The sequence below is a fragment of the Streptomyces sp. WAC 06738 genome, from assembly GCF_003945505.1.
GTDB lineage: Bacteria > Actinomycetota > Actinomycetes > Streptomycetales > Streptomycetaceae > Streptomyces.
The window spans coordinates 2,824,662-2,846,156 of the sequence record NZ_CP029618.1 but is presented as its reverse complement, the minus strand read 5'-3'; the positions used below and the strand labels follow the sequence as shown (position 1 = coordinate 2,846,156).

General features: G+C 73.8%; 18 protein-coding genes, 1 pseudogene and 1 riboswitch. Of the genes and pseudogenes, 15 read left to right on the top strand and 4 right to left on the bottom strand.

Translation table 11 applies throughout. The features are described 5' to 3' along the window. Positions 1-22: 22 nt before the first annotated feature. Positions 23-511, bottom strand: coding sequence for a DinB family protein (locus DMB38_RS11925; RefSeq protein ID WP_125935156.1), 489 nt, complete (start codon positions 509-511; stop codon positions 23-25). A gap of 226 nt (positions 512-737) precedes the next feature. Here DMB38_RS11925 and DMB38_RS11920 point away from each other — a divergent pair, with 226 nt between their 5' ends. After that, positions 738-1,922 carry an epoxide hydrolase gene (locus DMB38_RS11920; protein ID WP_125935155.1) on the top strand — a complete coding sequence of 395 codons (1,185 nt, stop codon included), beginning with the start codon at positions 738-740 and terminating at the stop codon, positions 1,920-1,922. Positions 1,923-2,021: 99 nt separating this feature from the next. Here the strand turns inward: DMB38_RS11920 and DMB38_RS11915 are convergent. After that, positions 2,022-2,468, bottom strand: a pseudogene (locus tag DMB38_RS11915) (ATP-binding protein); the annotation flags it as partial. Positions 2,469-3,747: 1,279 nt separating this feature from the next. Between DMB38_RS11915 and DMB38_RS11910 the strand changes: the two are divergent. The 3 genes from DMB38_RS11910 (at position 3,748) to DMB38_RS11900 (ending at position 5,929) form a co-directional block, all read left to right on the top strand. After that, entirely contained in the window at positions 3,748-4,593 is an 846-nt protein-coding gene (locus DMB38_RS11910; RefSeq protein WP_125935153.1) for a helix-turn-helix transcriptional regulator, read from the top strand. Then, positions 4,590-4,835 (top strand): DUF397 domain-containing protein, encoded by a 246-nt coding sequence (locus DMB38_RS11905; protein WP_125935152.1) that lies wholly within the window; start codon positions 4,590-4,592, stop codon positions 4,833-4,835. The genes DMB38_RS11910 and DMB38_RS11905 overlap by 4 nt, the downstream gene beginning before the upstream one ends. Before the next feature lie 101 nt (positions 4,836-4,936). Then, a complete protein-coding gene (locus DMB38_RS11900) occupies positions 4,937-5,929 on the top strand; it encodes a helix-turn-helix domain-containing protein (RefSeq protein ID WP_125935151.1) in 993 nt (330 codons plus the stop codon). Here DMB38_RS11900 and DMB38_RS11895 read toward each other — a convergent pair. Continuing rightward, positions 5,916-6,251 (bottom strand): metalloregulator ArsR/SmtB family transcription factor, encoded by a 336-nt coding sequence (locus DMB38_RS11895; RefSeq protein ID WP_125935150.1) that lies wholly within the window; start codon positions 6,249-6,251, stop codon positions 5,916-5,918. The two genes, DMB38_RS11900 and DMB38_RS11895, sit on opposite strands and share 14 nt — an antisense overlap. A 91-nt stretch (positions 6,252-6,342) precedes the next feature. Between DMB38_RS11895 and DMB38_RS11890 the strand changes: the two genes are divergently transcribed. The 6 genes from DMB38_RS11890 (at position 6,343) to DMB38_RS11865 (ending at position 14,503) form a co-directional block, all read left to right on the top strand. After that, positions 6,343-7,506 (top strand): MFS transporter, encoded by a 1,164-nt coding sequence (locus tag DMB38_RS11890; RefSeq protein ID WP_125935149.1) that lies wholly within the window; start codon positions 6,343-6,345, stop codon positions 7,504-7,506. 74 nt (positions 7,507-7,580) lie between these two features. After that, positions 7,581-9,092: a family 43 glycosylhydrolase gene (locus DMB38_RS11885; RefSeq protein WP_125935148.1), complete on the top strand. Its 1,512-nt coding sequence runs from the start codon at positions 7,581-7,583 to the stop codon at positions 9,090-9,092. Between the two features lie 78 nt (positions 9,093-9,170). Then, entirely contained in the window at positions 9,171-9,992 is an 822-nt protein-coding gene (locus DMB38_RS11880; protein ID WP_125935147.1) for an HNH endonuclease family protein, read from the top strand. Beyond that, complete coding sequence (locus DMB38_RS11875; protein WP_240662136.1) at positions 9,980-11,983, top strand: hypothetical protein; 2,004 nt, start codon at positions 9,980-9,982, stop codon at positions 11,981-11,983. Before DMB38_RS11880 ends, DMB38_RS11875 begins: the two co-directional genes overlap by 13 nt. Positions 11,984-12,139: 156 nt before the next feature. Then, entirely contained in the window at positions 12,140-13,165 is a 1,026-nt protein-coding gene (locus DMB38_RS11870) for a glycosyltransferase family 2 protein (RefSeq protein WP_125935146.1), read from the top strand. 3 nt (positions 13,166-13,168) lie between these two features. Then, positions 13,169-14,503, top strand: a complete 1,335-nt coding sequence (locus tag DMB38_RS11865) for a polysialyltransferase family glycosyltransferase (RefSeq protein WP_125935145.1) — start codon at positions 13,169-13,171, stop codon at positions 14,501-14,503. Positions 14,504-14,566: 63 nt separating this feature from the next. Here the strand turns inward: DMB38_RS11865 and DMB38_RS11860 are convergent, their stop codons facing one another. After that, a complete protein-coding gene (locus DMB38_RS11860) occupies positions 14,567-15,700 on the bottom strand; it encodes an acyltransferase (RefSeq protein ID WP_240662134.1) in 1,134 nt (377 codons plus the stop codon). A gap of 158 nt (positions 15,701-15,858) precedes the next feature. Here DMB38_RS11860 and DMB38_RS11855 point away from each other — a divergent pair, with 158 nt between their 5' ends. The 5 genes from DMB38_RS11855 to DMB38_RS37470 all read left to right on the top strand — a co-directional run bounded on the left by DMB38_RS11855 (position 15,859) and on the right by DMB38_RS37470 (position 21,406). Then, positions 15,859-16,512 carry a SurA N-terminal domain-containing protein gene (locus tag DMB38_RS11855; RefSeq protein ID WP_125935144.1) on the top strand — a complete coding sequence of 218 codons (654 nt, stop codon included), beginning with the start codon at positions 15,859-15,861 and terminating at the stop codon, positions 16,510-16,512. A gap of 92 nt (positions 16,513-16,604) precedes the next feature. Further along, positions 16,605-17,846 carry a MazG family protein gene (locus DMB38_RS11850; RefSeq protein WP_240662132.1) on the top strand — a complete coding sequence of 414 codons (1,242 nt, stop codon included), beginning with the start codon at positions 16,605-16,607 and terminating at the stop codon, positions 17,844-17,846. A 1-nt stretch (position 17,847) separates the two neighbouring features. Further along, positions 17,848-19,122, top strand: coding sequence for a cytochrome P450 (locus DMB38_RS11845; RefSeq protein WP_125935143.1), 1,275 nt, complete (start codon positions 17,848-17,850; stop codon positions 19,120-19,122). A 98-nt stretch (positions 19,123-19,220) separates the two neighbouring features. Then, a complete protein-coding gene (locus DMB38_RS11840; RefSeq protein ID WP_125935142.1) occupies positions 19,221-20,264 on the top strand; it encodes a transglycosylase family protein in 1,044 nt (347 codons plus the stop codon). A gap of 161 nt (positions 20,265-20,425) precedes the next feature. After that, positions 20,426-20,637: riboswitch (cyclic di-AMP (ydaO/yuaA leader) on the top strand. 76 nt (positions 20,638-20,713) lie between these two features. Continuing rightward, positions 20,714-21,406, top strand: a complete 693-nt coding sequence (locus DMB38_RS37470) for a transglycosylase family protein (RefSeq protein WP_125935141.1) — start codon at positions 20,714-20,716, stop codon at positions 21,404-21,406. Positions 21,407-21,495: the final 89 nt, after the last annotated feature.

Genomic DNA, 21,495 nt, shown 5'->3' with positions numbered 1-21,495 from the left:
CGAAGAGGGACTGCCGTCCCGGTCAGCGGCCTGTGGTGCCGTCGATTTGTTCGCGGAGGATGTCCGCGTGGCCCGCGTGGCGGCCCGTTTCCTCGATCATGTGCGTCAGCGCCCACCGCACGCTCGGCGCCTTCCCGCCCCGCCGCGGTACCTGCGCGCCCAGGTCCGTGCAGTCGTCGAGCACCCGGTTCGCGCCCGCCACCGCCTCGCGGTAGTCCGCGACGATCTCCGCCACGGTCGACGCCGCCGGGGCCTCGAACGTCGACGGCCAGTCGGTGACCCGTTCGCCGAGGAACGTCGCGCGCTCGACGTACGTGAGGTGGTGCAGCAGGCCCAGCAGGTTCGTACCCGACGGGACTCCCGCCGTGCGCACCTGCGGTTCGGGGGCGGACTCGACCTTCGCGGCGATCGACGTCCGCAGGTAGTCGAGGAAGCCGCGCAGCGTCTCGGCCTCCGAGGCTCCGGTACGGGGCGGCGGGGTGTCCCTGCGGCGGGATGCGGCGGTGGCCATGGGGTGTCCTGCCTTTCGGCGGTCGGCGGTCGGTGCTCTGCGGTCGGCGGGTCGTCGTGTCGGCGGTTGGCGGTTGGCGGTTGGCGGTTGGCGTGAGCCTTCGGTACGTCGTCAGTCTCCGCACGCCCGCCCCCATCCCGCGAGAAACGTTGCCGTTCCGGCAAATCCCCCGCACCCGTAACGGATGAACCGAAGCCGCCCCGACCCCGGCGGTAAGGTGCGTCGCATGCCGGATGCACCGTCCCGCCCCGAGCCGTTCACCCCGCACACCGAGCCCGCTGCGCTGGACGACCTCCGTGCGAGGCTGCGCGCGACCCGCTGGCCGGACGCGCCCGAGGACGCCGGCTGGTCCATGGGCACCGACCTCGCCTACCTCCGTGAACTCGTCGGCTACTGGGCGGACGGTTTCGACTGGCCGGCGCAGGAGGCCGCGCTCGCCCGGCTGCCCCGCTTCCGCGTCCGGCTCGGCGGCCTCGGGATCCACTTCGTGCACGTACGGGCCGCCGCGTTCTCCGCCTCTGCCGCGCCCGTCCTGCCGCTCGTCCTCAGCCACGGCTGGCCCGACTCCTTCTGGCGCTACACGAAGGTCATCCCCCTCCTCACCGATCCCGGCGCGCACGGCGCCGACCCCGCCGACGCCTTCGACGTCGTCGTGCCCGACATGCCCGGCTACGGCTACTCCGACCGCCCCGCAGGACCGCCCCTCGACTCCCTCGCCGTCGCCGGCCTGTGGGCCCGGCTCATGGACGTGCTCGGCTACGCGCGGTTCGGCGCCGCGGGCGGCGACATCGGCAGCCACGTCAGCCGCTACCTCGCGCTCGACCACCCCGACCGGGTCGTCGCCGTTCACCGTACGGACGCGGGCGTGCCCGTCCCGCCCGGCGACCCGGCGGACCTCGCCCCCGAAGAGCGCGCCTGGTTCGAGTCCGTCACCGCCTGGGCGGCGACCGAGGGCGCGTACGCCGCCATGCACCGCACGAAGCCCCAGACCGCCGCCTTCGGGCTCGCCGACTCGCCGGCCGGGCTCGCGGCGTGGATCGTCGAGAAGCTCCGGGCGTGGAGCGACTGCGACGGCGACGTCGAGCGCTCGTACACCAAGGACGAGATCCTCACCAACGTCACGCTCTACTGGCTGACGAACACGATCGGCTCGTCGATGCGCATGTATCGCGCGAACGGCGCGATCCCGCCCGCGCAACTCGCCCGCCGCGTCGAAGTGCCGTCCGGCTTCTCGCTCTTCCCCGGCGACATCGCCCGCCCGCCGCGGGCCTGGCTCAAGCGCACCGCGAACGTCGTGCGGGTGACGGAACCGGCGCGCGGCGGGCACTTCGCGCCGTTCGAGGAGCCGGAGCTGTACGCGGAGGAGCTACGCGCCTTCTTCCGCCCGTACCGGGCGGCGGGGGCGGCCTGAGCTACCCGGCTCCGGACTTCGCGGAACCGGCCGACGCCCTGGCCCGCTCCTGCCGGCTTCCGGCCGCGGCGGGGGAGGTGCCGCCGGCGCGTCCCCGCGTAGGTCCAGTTCGGCGCGGACCGTCTTCCCGACCGGCACCCGGTCCAGCACCGCCCACCGGTCGGCCAGTTCGTCGACGAGCAGCAGCCCCCGCCCGGATTCCCCCTCCGGTACGGGCATCGCCCCCACCTGCTCCGGCCCCGGCGGCCGCCGCTGCCCCCGGGCGTCGGAGACCTCGATCCGTACGGCCTGCCCGAGGAGCGAGAGCCGCAGCTCGAAGTCCCGCCCGGGCACACGGCCGTGGGTCACGGCGTTCGCCGCCAACTCGGCGACGATGGCGGCGGCGTCCCAGACGGTGGCGGTCTGCGGGACACCCCAGGAGTGGAGCTGCACGATCGTGAGATGCCGCGCCAGCCGTGCCCCGAGGGGAGTGGAGCTGAAACGCTGGCTGAACATACGTACGGTGACGGGAGGGGGTGCCGGGTGCGGCGTGGAGAGTGCGGTCATGCCCCCGAATCTGGCCCGGGGGAGGGGTGGTTCGCCAGGTCAGACGCGCGTACACGCCGGATGGTATGCGACGGCGGGATGGACGGTACCCGTCACTACCCGTAACCCTCGGGGAGGGTGCGGCGGTTCTGTCCGCCACCCGCCAAGTGAATCACCCGTGGCGCAACCGCGACGGGTGATGGGTGATGGGAAGCATGCCCGCCTCGCCACATCCCATGCCCGATCATGTCCGGATCCCTGGATGGGTGGATGTGGTTGCTCTGTGGGTGGGTTCGGTCGGAGGCACGGAGGCACGGAGGCACGGAGGCACGGAGGCACGGAGGCACGGAGGCACGGAGGCACGGAGGTCTGGAGGCACGGAGGTCTGGAGGCCCGGAGGCACGGACGCACCGGCGCCGACGCACTCGTGCCCTCACGCCCGCCCAAGGGTATGCGGCTGGTCTGACAGTTCGGGGGCGGTGCGGGGTGTAGCGGGGCGTTGAGTTGGTACGTGGTGGGTGTGTGGGGCGGGTGCGGGGGGTCGGTGTCGGGCGGGGTCTGCTGCGTGGGGTGGGCCGGTGTCGGGGGGAGCCGAGTCGGGGTGGGCGGTGTCGTTTTGGCTCCCACCGGGCCACCCATCTCTTGAGTGTGCGGGCCTCCGTCCGCCGTCAAGGGCGTCCCCTCCGCTTCGCTCCGGGAACGTCGCTGCGCGATGGGGCTTCGCCCCACCCTTGACTGCGGACTCCGGCCCGTGACAGACCGGCGGCTATGGGTGGCCCGGAGGGAGCGGCGTCCCTTGAAGCCGCGTACGGGTCGGTTGTCCGGTGACGGGGGCCGGCTGCCGGGGGCGGGCTTGCCCTGTGCGCGGGCGGGCCCGGTGTCGGTGGGGGATGGCGCCCTGGCCGGGGTCGGTCTGCCTGCGTGTCGGGGCTGTCGGCGGGGTGGTTCGGCTGGGGTGAAAGTCGGGCTGGGTGGGTGTTTTGCCCGGGTTTCCGGCTGCTGTTGCGACGACTTTGTGGCGGTGGGGTGCATTCCGGGTGGCCTGGGGGCGGATCTGGCGGCTGCCGGGTGGGTGGGTGCGTCTGGAGGGGCGAAAGTCGGCGCTGGGGGGCTGATTCGGCGCGGATCGGGGGGTGTTACCGCGAGTCACGGCCCATTTTCTCCGCTCGGAGTGCCATGACCCGCCCGCGTACGTGTCCAACTGTATGAAGGGGCGGGGATGGACGGTGATCGTCACTGTACGTAAGTATTCGCGTGCACGGTGTTCAAGGCGGGCCGGGTGAGTGGGAGGTGGCCGCTGATGGCCGGGGATGTGAGCGGGACGAGTGGGCTGGGGAGTGAGCCGGAGCCGTCGGACAGCATGAGGACCTTCGGTGCGGTGGTCCAAGCGCTGCGTGAACACGCGGGGTTGAGCCGGGAGCAGCTCGGTGAGCACGTGCGGTACTCGAAGCACACGGTGGCGTCGGTTGAAGGCGGACGCCGGATGCCCCCGCCCGACTTCGTGGAGCGGGCCGAGCCCGTCCTCGGGGGGACGGGGGTGCTGCGGAAGTCGGTCCCGCATGTGGTGCGAAGGCCAGGGCTGGCGCGGTGGTTCCGGGCGTGGGCCCACCTGGAGACGGACGCGATCAGTCTCTATACGTACGAGTGCCGGCTGATCCCTGGGCTGTTGCAGACGGAGGCCTACGCACGGTCCTCGTTCATGAATCAGTTGCCGCCGATGAGTGACGAACGCATCGAGGCGCAGTGGGAAGCGCGTGCCGAGCGGCAGCGGTTGTTGCGTGAGCGGACCGACACCGCGTTCAGCTTCATCCTGGAAGAGCACCTGTTCCTGCGGCAGATTGGCGGAGTGGAGGTCACTCGCGACCTGATCGGCCATGTTCTGGAGGTGGCCGAGCTGCGGAATGTCGAGATCCAGGTCATGCCGCTGGTGAGAGAGGCGCACGCCGGGTTGCACGGCCCGATCGTGCTGCTGGAGACGCCGGACAACCACTGGCACGCTTACAACGAAGGGCAGGAGAGCGGGCAGTTGATCTCCGACTCGAAAGTTGTGAGTGTGCTCCAGAAGCGGTATGCCAGGATGTGCGCGCAGGCTCTCACCCCCGAGGATTCCGTGAGCCTGTTGCAGCGGATTCGAGGAGCGCTATGAACACCTCCGACCTGGCCTGGTTCAAGTCCAGCTACAGCAGTCCCTCAGGCGACAACTGCATCGAGGTCGCCGTCTCCTGGCGCAAGTCCAGCCACAGCAGCGGATCCTCCGGCGACTGCGTCGAGGTTGCCGCCTGCCCCTCCGTCGTTCACGTGCGGGACTCCAAGGACAAGACCGGCCCCCAGCTCGCCTTCACCCCCGACGCCTGGGCCGACTTCGTCGCCTTCGCCCGGGGGCTCTGACTCCCCTTCCGTGGCTCCCCCGTGGGCGTACGGGGCGGTGTGAACGGGAAGTTGCCGTGCAACTTTGGCCGTGCGTCGCACGTCTCAACCACGGGGGGATCATGCTTCACATTGAGTTCACTTCTGCCGATCTCAACCGGCTGCGGTCGGCCGGGGACGTCAGTCCCATGTGGGAAGTCGTCCTCAGCTTGCAGGCGTTGCAGACCGCGCACGCCGCGCTCGCGCTGGATCCGTGGCGGCGGCGGGTGCGGGGCGCGTTGGCCGCCGCCGGGCTGGGGGAGACCCTTGGGGCGTTACAGCGACTGTGTCCCGAGGCCGCGTACTTTCCGGACTTCCTGACGCCCAGCGACGGGGGCGGCCGGACGTTCGATGCCGAGCTGGAGCAGGTGCTGCGGACCCCGAAGGCCCAGTTGCGCAAGGAGATCGGGCTCCTCTGTGCCCATGGCCAACCACCCCGTGGTGTACGGCGGCTGGCCGACGGGGACGTCGGCGCGCTGCGGCGGCTCGGTGACGCGGTGCGGCGGTACTACGCGGTGGCCGTCGCCCCCTACCGGGAGGCGATCCGGTCCGCTGCCGCCGCCGATCGGCCCGTACGGGCCGAGGCCGCCCTGCGGGAGGGGGCGGAGGGGCTGCTGGCCAGCTTCGCCCCCGAGGTCACCTGGCGCGGCGACCGGCTGGAGTGTGTGTACCCGGTGAGCAGGGGATTCGCCCTCGACGGGCGGCCGTTGACGCTCATCCCGTCGTTCTTCTGCACCCGCAGGCCCGTCGCCCTCGCCGACCCCGAGCTGCCGCCCGTGCTCGTCTATCCGCTCACCCCCGCCCCCGGGTGGCTGCCCGCGGCCGAGAGCGCCCCGGCGGACAAGGGTGACTCGCTGGTCCGGCTCATCGGTCTCACGCGCGCCCGCGTGCTGGAAGTCCTCGACCGGCCCATGTCCACCGGCCGCATCGCCGACGCCCTGTACGTCGCGCCCGCCAGCGCCAGCCGGCACGCCGCCGTCCTGCGCGAGGCCGGGCTCGTACGCTCCGAGCGGCGCGGGCACTGCGTGCTCCACCGGCGTACGGACCTGGGCGAGGCCCTGCTCAGCGGCGGGTGACGGCGTCGTCTGAAGCCGCCGCTCCGTTCAGCACCGAGTCCAGCAGGCCCGGGAAGAGGGAGTCCAGGTCGTCCCGCCGCAGCCGCACCAGTCTCGTCCGGCCCTGGACCGTCGTCCAGGTCACGCCCGCCTCCCGCAGCACGCGGTAGTGGTGGGACATCGTCGTCTGGTGGACGTCGAGATCGCCGCCGATGGCGGTGCAGCTCTCCTCGCCCGTCGCCGCGAGCCGTAGCACGACCTCCAGCCGCACCGGGTCGGCGAGCGCGCGCAGCACGTCCACCATGCGGATCGCCTCGGCCGCGGGCTGGGACACCTCGCGCATCGTCTTCCGTACTCCCTCCGGTGTCTGCCCGCAGCCTACCCACACATTGATACATGGACAAGCATCCATGTATTGGCTACGGTGCCGTCCCGTGACCAGACAGCTCCTGCCCCTCGCCCTCGCGACGTTCGCCGTCGGCACCGACAGCTACGTCATCGCCGGACTCCTCCCCGCCATCGCCGCCGACCTCGGGGTCTCCACCCCCGCGGCCGGCCAGCTCGTGACGGTCTTCGCGCTGACGATGGCCGTCTCCGCGCCGGTCGTCGGGGCGCTCACCGGCGGGCTCGACCGGCGTACGACACTGCTGATCGCGCTCGGCGTCTTCGTCGCCGGCAACGCCGCCACCGCCCTGGCCCCCGGCTACGGGACCGCCATGGCCGCCCGCGTCGTCACCGCCGTGGGTGCCGGTGTCATCAACTCCGCCGCCTCCAGCACCGCCGCCGCGATCGTGCCGCCGGAACGCCGCGGCCGGGCGCTGGCGTTCGTCCTCGGCGGGCTGACGCTCGCGACCGCGCTCGGGCTGCCGCTCGGCACGCTGATCGGCGGCGCGGACTGGCGCGTCACGCTCTGGGCGGTCGCGGGGACCGGGCTGGTGGCGGCGGGCGGCGTCGCCGTCGGGCTGCCCGCCGTACGGCTGCCGCCCGCCACGCTCGCCGACCGGCTGCGGCCGCTCGTGCGGGGCGGGCGGGTGCCGGCGCTGCTGGCCGTGACGACGCTGGCCTTCCTCGGCACGTACACGCTCTACACCTACGTCGCCCCCGCCCTCCGCGACGCGACCGACGGCGACGAGCCGCTGCTGACGCTGATCCTGCTCGCCTGGGGTATCGGTGTGCTGGCCGGGAACACGGCCGCCGGGCGGCTGGTCGACCGCCGCGACCCCGCGCGTGTCCTCACCGGACCACTCGCCCTCGCGGTCCCCGCGCTCGCGCTCACCCCCCTCGCCACCCGCGCGCTCATACCCGCGCTGCTCTGGGCGGCGGTCTGGGGCGTGGCCGTGGGCTTCGTCGTCGTACCGCAGCAGCACCGGCTCGTCGCGCTCGGCCCGGCCGCCGCGCCGGTCCTGCTCGGGCTCAACTCCTCGGCGCTGTACGCAGGGATGGCGCTGGGCGGCGGTCTCGGCGGGCTGGCGCAGGAGTGGTTCGGGCTGAGCCCCGCGGGGCTCGGTCCCGTGGCCGCGGGGGTCACGGGCGTGGCGCTGCTCTGGCATCTGGGTACGTCGCGGACGCGGACGCCGCGACGGCTTGTACAACGTTGAAATCTCCGCTACAAACCTCCTGACACCCTCCTGCGCACCACACCCCCACAGGCATCGCACGGAAGGTACACACCGTGACCCACGCCGTACGCAGACTCCGCCGCCGGCGCTGGCCGGCCCTGGCCGCGACGCTGCTCGCGGTCGCCGTGCTGGCCGGCCTCGGCCCGGCGGCCGCCGACGAAGCCCCGGCCACCGACAGCACCGCTGCCGCCGCCGAACGCGCCGCGGCAGCCACGGCAGCCGCCGCCCCGGCGGCCAAACCCGCCGCCGCCGGCCAGTTCCGCAATCCCGTCAACACCGGCGCCGACCCCACCCTCGTCACCCACCAGGGCAACTACTACGTCGCCACCACCCAGGGCGACGCCATCCGCATGTGGAAGTCCCCCTCCGTCGCGACCCTCCTCACCGCCTCCCCGCACGAGGTCTGGCGCGACAGCGACCCCTCCCGCAACCAGCAGATCTGGGCGCCTGGACTCCTCAAGGACGGCGGCCGCTGGTACCTCTACTACACCGCCAGCGACGGCAACGACGCCGCCCACCGCATGTACGTGCTGGAGTCCGAGGGCAACGACCCGCTCGGCCCGTACCACTTCAAGGCCAAGGTCGCCGACTCCGGCAACGACCGCTGGGCCATCGACGGCGAGCCCTTCCGGCACAACGGCAAGCTCTACTTCGCCTGGAGCGGCCAGCGCGACGACGGCGTCGGCAACCAGCTCTTCGTCGCCCCCATGTCCAACCCCTGGACCCTCTCCGGCGGCCGCGTCCACCTCCCCGCGGACGGCAACTGCCCCGAGGTGCGCGAGGGCCCCACCCCGCTCCACAACGCGGCCGGCCGCCTCTACCTCACGTACTCCGCCTGCGACACCGGCAAGCCCGACTACGCGATCTGGGCCAAGTCCCTCGCCCCCGGAGCCAACCCGCTCGACCCCGCCGCCTGGCGGCAGGAGCCGGGCCCGATGTTCTCGCGCAACGACGGCGCGGGCGTCTACGGCCCCGGGCACCACTTCTTCTTCAAGTCGCCGGACGGTAGCCAGGACTGGATCGCGTACCACGCGAAGAACACGACGACGTACACCTACAGTTGGCGCACCACCCGGGTGCAGAAGATCGGCTGGACCGCCGACGGCCGCCCCGACCTCGGCACCCCCGTGGCCGCGGGCGCGACCATCGACCTGCCGGCCGGCGACCCGGGCCCCGGCACCACGGCCATCAACGACACCGATCCGCAGGTGACGTACACGGGCAACTGGAACTCCGGCAGCGGCTGCGCCGTGCAGTGCTTCTGGGGCAACGACCACTGGAGCGCGGAGCCCGGCGCGACGGCGACGTTCCGCTTCACCGGTACGCGGCTGGCGCTGCTGTCGGTGAAGGACACCGGCAACGGCATCGCCGCGATCTCCGTCGACGGCGGCCCGGAGCAGCGCGTCGACTACTACGGCAGCCCGCGCGTCGGCGAGCAGTTGCAGTGGGTGAGTCCGGTGCTGCCGCGCGGCGAGCACACGGTACGGATCCGGGTGACCGGCGAGAAGAACCCGAGTTCGGGCGCGGCGTTCGTCTCCGTCGACCGGGCGGAGGTCTATCCGTAAGCGGCCCGGCGGGCGGCCGTTAGCATGCGGAGCCGGGGCCCGGCCGCGGTCCCGGCTCCGACGTGAAGTGCGAGTGCCGTGATACGAATACGCCGCCTGCTGCCGCCGCTCCTCGCCGCCGCCTCGGCCGTGACCGTGACCCTCACCGCGGGCTGCGACACCGCGGAGGACCGGGTGGACAAGCCACCCGCCGACAACGCCCCCGCGAGCCCCGGCAGTCCTGACGGCTCCGACGGCTCCCGCAGCCCCGGTGCTCCCGGCCGCGGAACCTCACCCCTCGACAACCCCGACGGCACCGCCCCCGGCCTGGCCCCCCTCACCTCCGCCGCCGACCGCAAGGCCGCCCTGGGCATCATCGGCCGCCTGGCCACCGGGAGCCGCGGCTCCGGTTCTGGTTACGACCGCGACGAGTTCGGCTACGCCTGGATGGACACCGCGACCGGCGTGCCGCTGGCGGGCAACGGCTGCGACACCCGCAACGACCTGCTCCGCCGCGACGGCCGGGACGTCCGGATGCAGAGCGGCGACGACTGCGTGGTGGCGGCGATGGAGCTGGCGGACCCGTACGCCGGCAAGGACATAGCGTTCGAACGCTCCCCGTCCACCTCGATGGACGTGCAGATAGACCACGTGGTGCCGCTCTCGTACGCGTGGCGGATGGGCGCCGGGAAGTGGCCGGAGGAGAAGCGGAAGCAGTTGGCGAACGACCCGCTGAACCTCCTCGCGGTCGACGGCGACACCAACTCCTCGAAGGGCGACTCGGGGCCGGAGGAGTGGCTGCCGCCGGCCGAGGGGATCCGCTGCGCGTACGGCGTACGGTTCGCGCAGGTCGCGCTCAAGTACGAGATGCCGGTGACCACGGCGGACAAGGAGACGCTGCGGCAGCAGTGCGGGACGTGACACCGGGCATGTGGGAGGGGCTGGCGGACGTCGACTGGGCGGGGCTGCGGCACAACTACGGCACCGCCGGGGACGTACCCGGGCTGCTGCGCCGCTGCGCCGGGGTGGACCGCGCGGACGCGGAGGCGGCGGCGTACGACCTGGAGAACGTCCTGTTCCACCAGGGCGGCTGGATCTGCCCCGCCGCCCCGGCCGCGCTCCCCTTCCTGCTCCGGCTCGCCGCCGCGCCGCACGTGCGGTGCAGGACCGCGGTGCTGGATCTGGTCGCGATGCTCGCGGCGGAGGCGGCGCGGGTGGAGGAACGGTTCCTGGCGCCCGGCTGGCCGGCCGCGTGGGACCGGGCCCTGCCCGGCGTCCTCGGCCTGCTGGCCGACCCGGAGCCGGAGATCCGCCGGGCCGCGGCCGGCATCGCGGGCGCCTGCGCCGGCCCCGGCGCGGTCCTGCTGCCCGCGCTGCTGGACCGCTGGCGGGCGGAGCCCGACCTGGTGAGCCGCCTCGACCTGGTGCTGGCCCTCGGCGAGGCGCGTACCCGCGCGCCCGCCGGCGACCGGTACGACGAGGCCGGCGCCCTGCTGCACGATCTGCTCGACTCCCCGGAGCCGCAGGTGCGTCTCGCGGCCGTGCACGCGCTCGCGGCCGGCGACCCCGGGTTCGCGGCCGGGCGCAGGGAGATGCTCCTGGCGGCGGTACGGGACCCGAGCGTGGCGCTGTGGCGGCAGAGCAGCACGCGGGAGAGCGGGCCGCAGGGCGTTCAGGCGTGGACCGCGGGGCTCTTCCCGGGCGCCTCGCCCGCGTTCGCGCTGGGCCTGCTCGCCGACCACCCCGACGCGGAGCAGCGGGCCGGCGCGCTGGCGGTGGCGGGCGGGCTGCTGGCGCAGTGGCGCTCGCCCGCGGCGGCGCTGCTGCCGGTGCTGGCCGGGCGGCTGGCCGATCCGGATGCCGAAGTGCGCTACCGGGCGGTGGAGTTGCTGGCCTGCCTCGGGCCGCAGGCGGCCGGCCACGCCGACGCGGTGGCCGGGCTGCTCGGCGACGGCGCCGCGCGGCCCGGCGCCCGTACGGACGAGACGGTCGGCGACACCGCCCTGTGGGCCCTGGCCCGGATGAACGACCCGCGCTGCCTGCCGGGCCTGGCCGGGCACATCGCCGGGGCCCGCACCGGCTTCGCCGCGCACTCCGCGTACCACGGCGGCGTCCGCGGCCGGCACTGGCCGGTGCTCCCTGCCCTCCACGAGGTGCTGGCCCGCCTCCCCGGCCACGCGCCGGCGCTGCTGCCCGCGATCCGGGACCGCCTGGCCGCCACCGCGGGCCCCGCCGCGGACACGGGCACGCTCACCCGGCTCTGCGACGTCCTCGCCGCCTGGGGCCCGGCGGCGGCACCCGCCGTGCCCGAGTTGCTCGACCTGCTGCGGAACGACGAGACCTGGCCCGCGGCGGCGAAGGCCCTCGCCGCGATCGGCCCCGCCGCCCACGCCGCGCGCGACCTCCTTCTCGTACGGGCCGACGCGGCCACCCCCGGCAAGCAGGCCCAACTCGCCGCCTGGGCCCACTGGAAGACCGGCGGCGACCCCGCCCCCGCCCTGCGCCTGCTCGCCCCCGCCGCCGGGGACCGCTACCCCCGGCACGCCCTGCGCCTGCTCGCCGGCCTCGGCCCCCACGCCGCGCCCTGCGCCGGCCGGCTGCGTCCCCTGCTGACCGCCGCCGACCCGTGGACGAGCGTCGAGGCCGCCCACGCCCTGTGGTCCGCCACCGGCGACGGGGACGCCGCCGTCCCGGCGCTCCTCCGCGCCGTACGGGGCCTGCCCGAGGGGACGTACCTCCCCGTGGCCCTCCCCGCCGTGCGCTACCTCACCCGCATGGGCCCCGCTGCCCGGGAGGCCGCGCAAGTCCTCCACGACCTCCCCGACCGCCGCCTCCACCACAACGGCGGCTGGCGCGCCTTCACCGAGGACGAGGACATCCGCCGCGCGGTCGCCGGACTGCTCGCCGGGTGACAGGCTCCCCCTATCGCCCTCCTCAGCGCGGGGCGGGGCGGCGCCCCCGTACGAAGCCGGAGGAACGGCACACGTTTGCTCACCGGGCACCGAGAATTCACCCGCTGGCCTCCTCGGCGGCAACCGCTTCAATGGCCGCACGCTTAGCCTTGCGAAGTGCCCAAACTGTCGGTCATCGTGCCCTTTCACAACGTGCAGGACTTCGCCCAGGACACCCTGCGCAGCCTGGCCCGCAACGCCCGTTCCGACCGGGAGTTCATCCTCGTCGACGACTGCTCGACGGATGCCACCCCGCAGATAGTCGACCGGGCCGCGAAGACGCTGCCCGGTGCACGGGTGATCCGGCACGAGGCCAACCAGGGCATCGCACGGGCCCGCAACAGCGGCATCGACGCCGCCAGAGGCGACTACCTGACGTTCCTCGACGGCGACGACTGGTACGCGCCGGGGTACCTGGACGACCTCATCGCCGCCATGGACCGCTACGGCACCGATTTCGTCCGCGTCGACCACGTGCAGTCCAACGGGCGCGACCGCGTCGTGCGGCGCGCGCCCGCGCGGCGCCGCGACACGATACTCGCGGCCCGCGACGGCATCGGTCAGGCCAATCTCGAAACGATGGTCGACTATCCCTTCGTCTGGGCCGGCATCTACCACCGCCGTCTCTTCAAGGACGGCGCCGGGCGCTTCGCCGCCGAACTGCGCACCGCCGAGGACCGGCTGTGGACGTGGATGCTCCACCTGACCGCCGAGACCTTCGCCGTCACCGGCCTGCTCGGGGTCTTCTACCGGCGCGGCGTCAAGACCTCCCTCACGCAGATCAGCGACGACCGCCAGCTCGACTTCATCCCCGCGCACGACGCGATGCTCGATGCCGTCCTCGCCGACCCGGACGCCGACCGCTTCCTGCCCAAGGCGGTACGGACGTACTGCGCCCTCATCGCCTTCCACCGCGGCAACTCCGAACGCCTGGAGCCGGGCCTCGCCAGACGCCTGGAGCGCGCCTCCGCCGAGGCGCTGCGGCGGATGCCGCAGGACGTGCTGGAGGAGACCCTGCGCGGCATGGACGAGCAGCGCGCCCGCATGCTGCGGCAACTGCGCGCGTCGGGGCGGGGGAAGCCCGGGAAGCCGGGCGGGCAGGGCACGCAGGACAGGACGGGAAAGCCGGAAAGGGTCGCCTGAAACGTGCACGAGCACCGCACCCAGATCTTCGAGGTCTCCACGCTGTACGGGGCGGCGACGCTCGCCGCCGCGCTGGACGCCGGGCAGTTCGGGCCGCGCGCCGGCGCCCGCCGCATCCTGCTCGTCGCCAACAACGCGACCGTACCCGAGACCGCCGTCCAACTGTCCGAAATGCATGGATGGACGCCGGTTTCCGCCCGCTTCGACGAGGTGCTGGACTACAACCACGAGATCCGCCCGCACCACCCCGCCGCCTGGCACCCCAAGGGCGGCGACGTGCCGCTGCTCCAGCGGCTGCTGCGGCGCGCCTGGAACCTGGGCGACGGGCCGCTGGACCTGGTGGTCGAGTCGGTGACCGCGCCGCCCGCCAAGGCGCTCGTCGCGATCTTCGCCGACGCCGGCGTGCACGTGTACGCGGACGGGCTGATGAGCTACGGCCCGACCCGCGAGAAGCTGCCGCAGCACGTGGCCTGCCGGGTGCAGCGGCTGCTCCACCTGGACCTGGTACCGGGGCTCGAACCGCTGCTGCTCACCGAGTACGGGGTGCCGGCGGAGGTGGTGCCGAACGCGGCGTTCCGCGCGGTGCTCGACGAGGTGACCGCCGCCACGCCCGCGGGAGACCACGGCCAGGGGGAGGGCGAGGGCGACGGTGCGCCCACCGCCGTGCTCCTCGGCCAGTACCTCGCCGCGCTCAACATCCTCGGCCAGGCCGAGGAGGAGGCGCTGCACGAGCGGATGCTGCGCGGCGCCGCGGCGGCCGGCCACCGCGCCGTCCTCTTCAAGCCCCACCCCACCGCGCCCGCGCGCTACTCCACGGTGCTGCAGAAGGCCGCCGCGGACGCGGGCGTCGCGCTGACGGTGCAGGAGGAGCCGATGCTCGCCGAGGCGCTGTACGGCACGCTGCGCCCGCGGCTCGTCGTCGGCTGCTTCTCCACGGCGATGCTCACCGCGGCCACCCTGTACGGCATCCCCGTCGCCCGCGTCGGCACGGACACGTTGCTGGAGCGGCTGACCCCGTACCAGAACAGCAACCGGATCCCCGTCACGATCGTGGACTCCGTCGTGCCGGAGCTGGGCGGCCCGGACCGCCCGGCGCGGGACGCCACCCAACTCGCCGGGCTCCTCACGGCGGTGGGGTACTGCATGCAGGCCGACAACCACGCGCGGCTGCGCCCGGGCGCGCAGGAGTGGCTGGCGGTGTACCTGGACGCGTCCACCCGGCCGTACTTCAAGCGCAAGCGGCTGACGGCGCTGCGGCTGCCGGGCGGCAACCTCGGCCGGGTCCCCAACGCCCGCAGGGCGCTGGGGAAGGTGCGCAGGGCGCTGACGAAGCCGTAGCCGCGCGGGCGGTGTGAAGGAGGGGCCGTACGGGGCGAGATCGCTCGTACGGCCCCCGGCCCGCTAACCCAGCAGCCGCCGCAGGCCCAGCCGCTGCCACAGCAGCGCCGCGCCGAAGGACAGCACCACGCTCGCCGCCCATATCCCGGCCGTGAGCAGCACCGCCTCCGCGCCGCCCAGGTCCGCCGACACCAGCGGCTCCGCCAGCGTCCTGATCACCATGAGGTGCACGAGGTACGCCCCGAACGCGGCCCCCGCGACGCGCTTCAGCGGGGAGCGCCACCGTTCCGGCACCCGCGCCCGGGTGAGCGTCAGCAGCACCGCGCCGGTGAAGACCGCGACCAGCACGTGGGCGTTGGGGATCACGTACTTCACCTGCGTCTGGTAGAGCAGCACGCCCAGCATCGCCGCCGTCGCCGCGCCCAGCCACAGCGCGCGGACGCCGCGCCCGCTCCGCGGGCGCAGCGAGAACAGCAGGGCGCCCCCGGCCGCGTACACGAGCGAGTAGACGCCGAAGCCCCAGCCGAACGACGGGGTGCCCGAGTCCGCCACCCGGCCCGCGTCGGCCAGCAGGCCGGGGCCGAGGGCGAAGCCGAGGAGCACCGCGCCGAGCCACCAGGGGCGCCGTCCCGCGCGCAGCAGGACGACGAAGCCGAGGAGGAGGACGACGGGGACGTACGCGTACAGGTACCAGAGGTGGTAGGCGGGGCGTACGGTCCCGAACGCGGCGTCCACGGCCAGGTCCCGCAGGGGGTCCTCATTTGTCTCCCGCAGCCTGCCCCAGAGCAGATAGAGCACCGTCCACACGGCCATGGGGACGACGATGCGCACCATGCGCTGCGCGAGCCGCCGCCCGTCGCGCGGGGGCGCGCCGACGAGGACGGCCCAGCCGGCGATCGCGAAGTACATGGGGACGGCGAACCGGCTGAGGGCGTCGGCGGTCATGCCCGCCCAGTACGCGGCGGCGCCGTTCGCCTCCTGGCGGCCCACGGCGTCGATGAACTCCGAGCCGGTGTGCCCCAGGATGACGCCGCAGGCGCAGAGGAGCCGGATGAGATCCACGTCGTAGCGGTGTCCGGGCCGCCGTGCGGGTGCCGCGGCGGGATCCGGGGCCGCGGCGGGGTCCGTGGCGGCGGTGCGCTTCGGCGGGGAAGTGGAGGCGGCTGCCGGCTGCGTCGGCACGTCGGATACGGTCACTGCCGAACCTTCTTGTGCCCCGGTGTACGGAACATGAATGACGGCCGAACAGACAAGTCATGCCTTGGCAGTGGTGGCGCCGGCCACCCCTTGCATAAGATCGTGATCCGTATCACGAAGTGGCACGCCGCCGCAGGAAAGCCGCCCAGGAGGCCGCCATGCGCAGGACAGCGCTCGCCGTAACCGCCGCCGCGTTCATCGCGGCCGTGCCGCTGCTCAGCTCGTGCAGCGGCGAACCGCGCGCGGGAGCCGCGGCCGTGCTCGGCGACGACGAGCGCATCACGGTCTCGCAGTTGCAGAACCGGGTCGCCGACGTGCGCGCCGCGCAGAACGCCAGCCCCCAGGCCGACGAGATGATCGACCAGAGCGGCGACCTCAGCGTGGACACGCTGAACACGATGCTCCAGGGCCGGGTCATCGAGCAGGCCGCGGAGAGCCACGGGGTGACCGTCCCCCGCGGCGAGGTGCAGCGCACGCGCCGGGCGGAGGCGGACTCGGTCGGCGGCGAGAAGCAGCTCGAGGCCATGTACCTCCAGCAGTACAGCATCCCGCCGGAGGGCCTGGACACGCACTACAAGCAGCAGCTCATGGTGCAGGGGCTGGTGGAGAAGCTGGGCATCAACCCGCAGACGCAGGAGGGCCAGGCGCGGCTCGGCGGCGTGCTGGTCGAGGCGTCGAAGGACCTGGGCATCGACGTCAGCCCGCGCTTCGGCAAGTGGGACAACGAGCAGGTGCGGCTCGGGCAGGCCGACACCCCGTGGATCAAGCAGGTGAGCGCCACCGCGGAGGACGGCGCCCTCCCCCAGCAGTGACCGGGCGGCGCGGGGCGTAGGCCCCGTCCGGGCCCGTCGTTCCCCGGCCGCCGGTGCCCGCGCTGTCGGCGGCGTCGGCTACGGTCGGGGACGTGACCGGCCGAATCGTCCTTCTGACCACCACCCACCGCATCGCCCCCGGGCTGCTGTCCTGGCCCGCGTGGGAGGCGCTGCGCGGCGCCGACCGCGTGCTGTGCGCCGACGCCGCACATCCGCAGGTTCCGTATCTGCGGGAGGCGGGCGTCGAGGTGGAGACCGCCGTGCCCGACGCCCGCGAGCTGGTCGACGCCTGCGCCGGGGGCGCGACCGTCGTCGTGGTCGCCGCGGCGGACGGCGAGCCCGCGCTGACGGACGGGCTGGCCCGGCTGGCGGGCTCGGGGCGGGTGGAGATGCCCTCGCTGGAGCTGCTGCCCGGTTCGTACGACGTGCCGGGCGCCCGGCTGGTCGACGTGGTCGAGGTGATGGACCGGATCCGGCGCGAGTGCCCCTGGAGCAGCGGGCAGACCAGCGCGGGCCTGGCGGCGCACAGCCTGGAGGAGGTCTACGAGCTGGTCGAGGAGATCGAGTCCGGCGACTTGGGGGCCGTCCGCGAGGAGCTGGGGGACGTGCTGCTCCAAGTCGTCTTCCACGCCAGGATCGCGGAGGAGGACCCCGAGGAGCCCTTCTCCATCGACGACGTGGCGGGCACGCTCGTGGAGAAGCTGGTCCGCCGCCATCCGCACGTCTTCGGCGACGCGGTCGCCGAGACCCCGGCGGACGTGAAGGCGCACTGGCTGCGCGAGAAGGCCATAGAGAAGCGGCGTTCGTCGGTCACGGAGGGCGTGCCGCTGGCGCAGCCGGCGCTGTCGCTGGTGGCGAAGCTGGCGGGCCGTGCCCGCTCGGCGGGCCTGGCGGTGGAGGCGCCCGGCGGGGGACGGGCCGGGCTCGGGAACGGGGTTCCGGCGGCCGCGGGGAACGGCGTTCGCCGGGAAGAGGCCGACGCCGCCGTACGGGAGGGCCGCGGCGCGGTCGCGCCCGCGGGCGACCCCGTGGACGGGTTCGGCGCCGAACTGCTCGCGCTGGCGCTGCGGGCAGAGGCGCGGGGCGTGGAGCCGGAGACGGCGCTGCGGGCCGCGGCGCGCACGTACCGCGAGGCGATCCTCGCGGCGGAGAAGGCAGGGAGGGCGGAGAAGGCGGGCGCGGGGGAGCCGGCCGGCGGGGGCGGCGGCACCGGCGCGTACGACGCCGCGGGGCCGACCACCGCCGAACCTCCGCCGGGCACGAACGGCAGGGCTGCGGAGGACTCCACCGCCTCCGACGGGCCGTCCGCCGCCGGGCCCTCCGGCGCGCGCTGACGTGGCCGCTCCGCCCGCGGGTGACGGGCCCGAGCCCGCGCTCTTCAGCTACGAGTTCGCCACCGACCCCTACCCCGCGTACGCCTGGCTGCGCACCCACGCGCCCGTCCACCGCACCACCGTGCCCAGCGGCGTCGACGCCTGGCTCGTCACCCGCTACGCCGACGCCCGCCAGGCCCTCGCCGACCCCCGGCTGTCCAAGAACCCCGCGCACCACCACAGCGACAAGACCGGCATCCCCGGCGAGCGCAGCGCCGGCCTCATGACCCACCTGCTCAACATCGACCCGCCCGACCACACCCGGCTGCGAAGGCTGGTCTCCAAGGCGTTCACGCCGCGCCGCGTCGCCGCCTTCGCGCCCCGCGTACAGGAGCTGACGGACAGCCTCATCGACGGCTTCGCGGACCGCGGCGAGGCCGACCTCATCCACGAGTTCGCCTTCCCGCTGCCGATCTACGCCATCTGCGACCTCCTCGGCGTCCCCGCCGAGGACCAGGACGACTTCCGCGACTGGGCCGCCGTCATGCTGCATTCCTCCGGGGGACGCCCCCCGGACCCCCGTAACCACGGCAAGGGCCCGCGCGGCGGCGTCGCGCGCGCGGTGAAGAAGATGCGCGCCTACCTCGCCGAGCTGATCCACCGCAAGCGCGCGGCGCTCGGCGGCGGCGACGCCGCGGCCGACGACCTGATCTCCGCCCTCATCCGCGCCTCGGACGAGGGCGAGAAGCTGACGGAGAACGAGGCCGCCGCCATGGCGTTCATCCTCCTCTTCGCCGGCTTCGAGACCACCGTCAACCTGATCGGAAACGGGACGTACGCCCTCCTCACCCACCCCGCCGAGCGCGCCCGGCTGGCCGCGGATCCCGGGCTGCTGCCCTCCGCGGTGGAGGAACTGCTGCGCTACGACGGCCCGGTGGAGCTGGCGACGTGGCGGTTCGCCACCGAGCCGCTGGAGATCGGCGGGCAGCGCGTCGCCGTGGGCGACCCCGTGCTCGTCGTGCTGGCCGCCGCCGACCGCGACCCCGCGCGCTTCGCGGACCCCGACACCCTGGACCTGTCCCGGCGTGACAATCAGCACCTGGGCTACGGCCACGGCATCCACTACTGCCTCGGCGCCCCCCTCGCGAGGCTGGAGGCGCAGACCGCCCTGGGTACCTTGCTGCGCCGCCTTCCCGACCTGCGGCTGGCGGGCGAGACGTCCGAATTGCGGTGGCGCGGCGGGCTCATCATGCGGGGCCTGCGGACGCTTCCGGTGCACTTCGGGCGTTCGTTGTGATCTGCGCGTGACTATCAGGCGATCAACTTGTGATCGGCGGTGGTTCGGTATTAAGTTCGGCCACTGGCTCGAACACACAGGGAACGAAAGGCACTCGCATGCGCTCGGGTAACGGACGCCACCGACGTCCCCGCCAGGCCCCCGCGTTCGTCGTCGCGGCCGGTGCGACCGGGGCTGGTCTCGCCCTGCCGCTGCTGGGCGCGAGCGGCGCGAGCGCCGCCGACGCCGGCACGTGGGACCGGGTCGCCGAGTGCGAGAGCGGCGGGCTCTGGAGCGCCGACGAGGGCAACGGGTACTACGGCGGCCTGCAGTTGACGATGGACATGTGGCAGGAGTACGGCGGCGAGGAGTTCGCCTCGCAGCCCGACTACGCCAGCCGTGCGCAGCAGATCACTGTCGCCGAGCGCATCCTCGCCGGCATGGGCGCCGACAAGGCGTGGCCGGAGTGCGCCGAGGACGCCGGGCTGGACGGCGACGTCGGGGTGCCGGAGGTCGACCCCGGCGCCGAGCTGCCGCTGCTGCCGACGGCGCCGCCCACCCTCGCCCCGAGCCCGGACGACGACTCCCGTGGCCAGGACGAGGACGGGCGTACCGACAGCGAGGACGAGCGCGACCGCAAGGACGGCGACGACTCCCGGCAGGCCGGTGAGGGCGGCGGCAAGCACCGCGGCGGCCAGGACCCGGGCGAGCGCGACGGCGGCTCCGGCGAACGGACCGGCCGGGACGACGACACCGCCTCCGGCGAGGGCTCCGGCCGGCACCGCGCCCCGGACGCCTCCGCGACCCCGGCCCCGTCCTCGCCCGGCTCCCCCGAGGCCCCGCGCGAGGCCGTCGAGACCCCCGGCGCCTCCCAGTCGCCCGACGAGACCGAGCCGCCGGAGCCCGGCCGCGAGTGGATCGCCGAGATCCCCGGTGACGCGGACGAGCGCGGCGGGGACCGCAAGAGCGACGCCTCGGGACGCGACGCCGCGGCGGGCGGCGGCAGTTATACCGTCCGACCGGGTGACACCCTCTCGGATATTGCCAGCGAGCATTCCCTGTCGGGCGGATGGTCCGAGTTGTACGACGGGAACAAGAACTCCCTCGGTGAGGACCCCGACACCATCAAGCCTGGTCAGGAACTCGAATTGAGCGGGAACTGAACAGTCGGCGGGTGAAGTCGGCGCGGATTAGTCATATTTGACGTAATCGGCTGACCGGGCTACCTGACGGACGTAAAACCGGGCGTGGCATTTTCCGAGGTCTTTGAATCGCACACGCCTATGTGCTTACCGTCACATCGCTCGCCAACGCGAGCCCCGGTGATCGCCTCACGCCGAATCCTGTCGGCGTTCACCCGGGCCACCTGTGCATGAAGCACCGCTGACAGGAGCGGGGGACCCACGGTAAGCGCCGCTCCGGTCCAACGAGAAGGCGGACCGGACGGCTTGGGGTCAAGCCGCACGTATGACGTACGGCCGGGCACTCACAGCCCGCACCCGACAGCTCACCTCGCAGGCGTCGGTGAGAAAAGAGCACCATGCTTCTTCCTGCCGGAATGGGTAAGCACCGCCGCCCCACCGCACAGGCACGCCTTGGCACACACTCCCGCGTGGTCGTTCTCATGGGCGCCACCGGAACCGCGATCGGGCTGCCGGTGCTCGGCGCCCAGCACGCGTCCGCGGCCCCCATCGATACATGGGAACGGGTGGCCGCCTGCGAGTCCAGCGGAAATTGGGCGACGAATACGGGGAACGGCTATTTCGGCGGCGTCCAGTTCTCCCAGTCGAGCTGGGAGGCCGCCGGCGGCCGCAGCTTCGCCCCGCGCGCCGACCTGGCGTCGAAGGAGCAGCAGATCGCCGTCGCGGAGCGGCTGCTTTCCATGCAGGGACCGGGCGCGTGGCCCAAGTGCGGCCCGCGCGCGGGTCTGGCGGCGAGCGGTCCGGCCGCCGGGCCGACCGTCCCACCGGCGCCACAGGAGGCCCCGCAGCAGCCGCAGGAACAGCCGCAGCCGCCGCAGGAGCCGCAGGAGGCCCAGACGCTGCCGGCCCCGGCGGCGCAGGAGCAGGCGCCGCAGGAGGCCCCGGAGGGCACCGAGGCAAGCGGCGCCGCCGAGCAGACGCAGCCGGAGTCCCGCACGGTCTTCCGCGGCTTCTACTACGAGGTCCGCGAGGGCGACACCCTCGACGACATCGCCCAGCGGCACGGCGCGGAGAGCTGGCAGCAGTTGTACGAGGACAACAAGCCGGTCGTCGGCGAGAACCCGGACCTGATCCGGCCGGGACAGAAGCTGAAGGTGAACTAGCCCCGCGCGCGGGCGGGCCGCACCGGACCACGAGCCGGCCGGCCCGCCCGCGCCGTGTGCACCGCCGCCGCCTGCCGCCCCCTGGTGCC

Bases quoted from the DNA above. Each gene is read 5' to 3' on its own strand.
- DMB38_RS11925 (WP_125935156.1), bottom strand. From the start codon at position 511: ATGGCCACCGCCGCATCCCGCCGCAGGGACACCCCGCCGCCCCGTACC.
- DMB38_RS11920 (WP_125935155.1), top strand. From the start codon at position 738: ATGCCGGATGCACCGTCCCGCCCCGAGCCGTTCACCCCGCACACCGAG.
- DMB38_RS11910 (WP_125935153.1), top strand. From the start codon at position 3,748: ATGGCCGGGGATGTGAGCGGGACGAGTGGGCTGGGGAGTGAGCCGGAG.
- DMB38_RS11905 (WP_125935152.1), top strand. From the start codon at position 4,590: ATGAACACCTCCGACCTGGCCTGGTTCAAGTCCAGCTACAGCAGTCCC.
- DMB38_RS11900 (WP_125935151.1), top strand. From the start codon at position 4,937: ATGCTTCACATTGAGTTCACTTCTGCCGATCTCAACCGGCTGCGGTCG.
- DMB38_RS11895 (WP_125935150.1), bottom strand. From the start codon at position 6,251: ATGCGCGAGGTGTCCCAGCCCGCGGCCGAGGCGATCCGCATGGTGGAC.
- DMB38_RS11855 (WP_125935144.1), top strand. From the start codon at position 15,859: ATGCGCAGGACAGCGCTCGCCGTAACCGCCGCCGCGTTCATCGCGGCC.
- DMB38_RS11840 (WP_125935142.1), top strand. From the start codon at position 19,221: ATGCGCTCGGGTAACGGACGCCACCGACGTCCCCGCCAGGCCCCCGCG.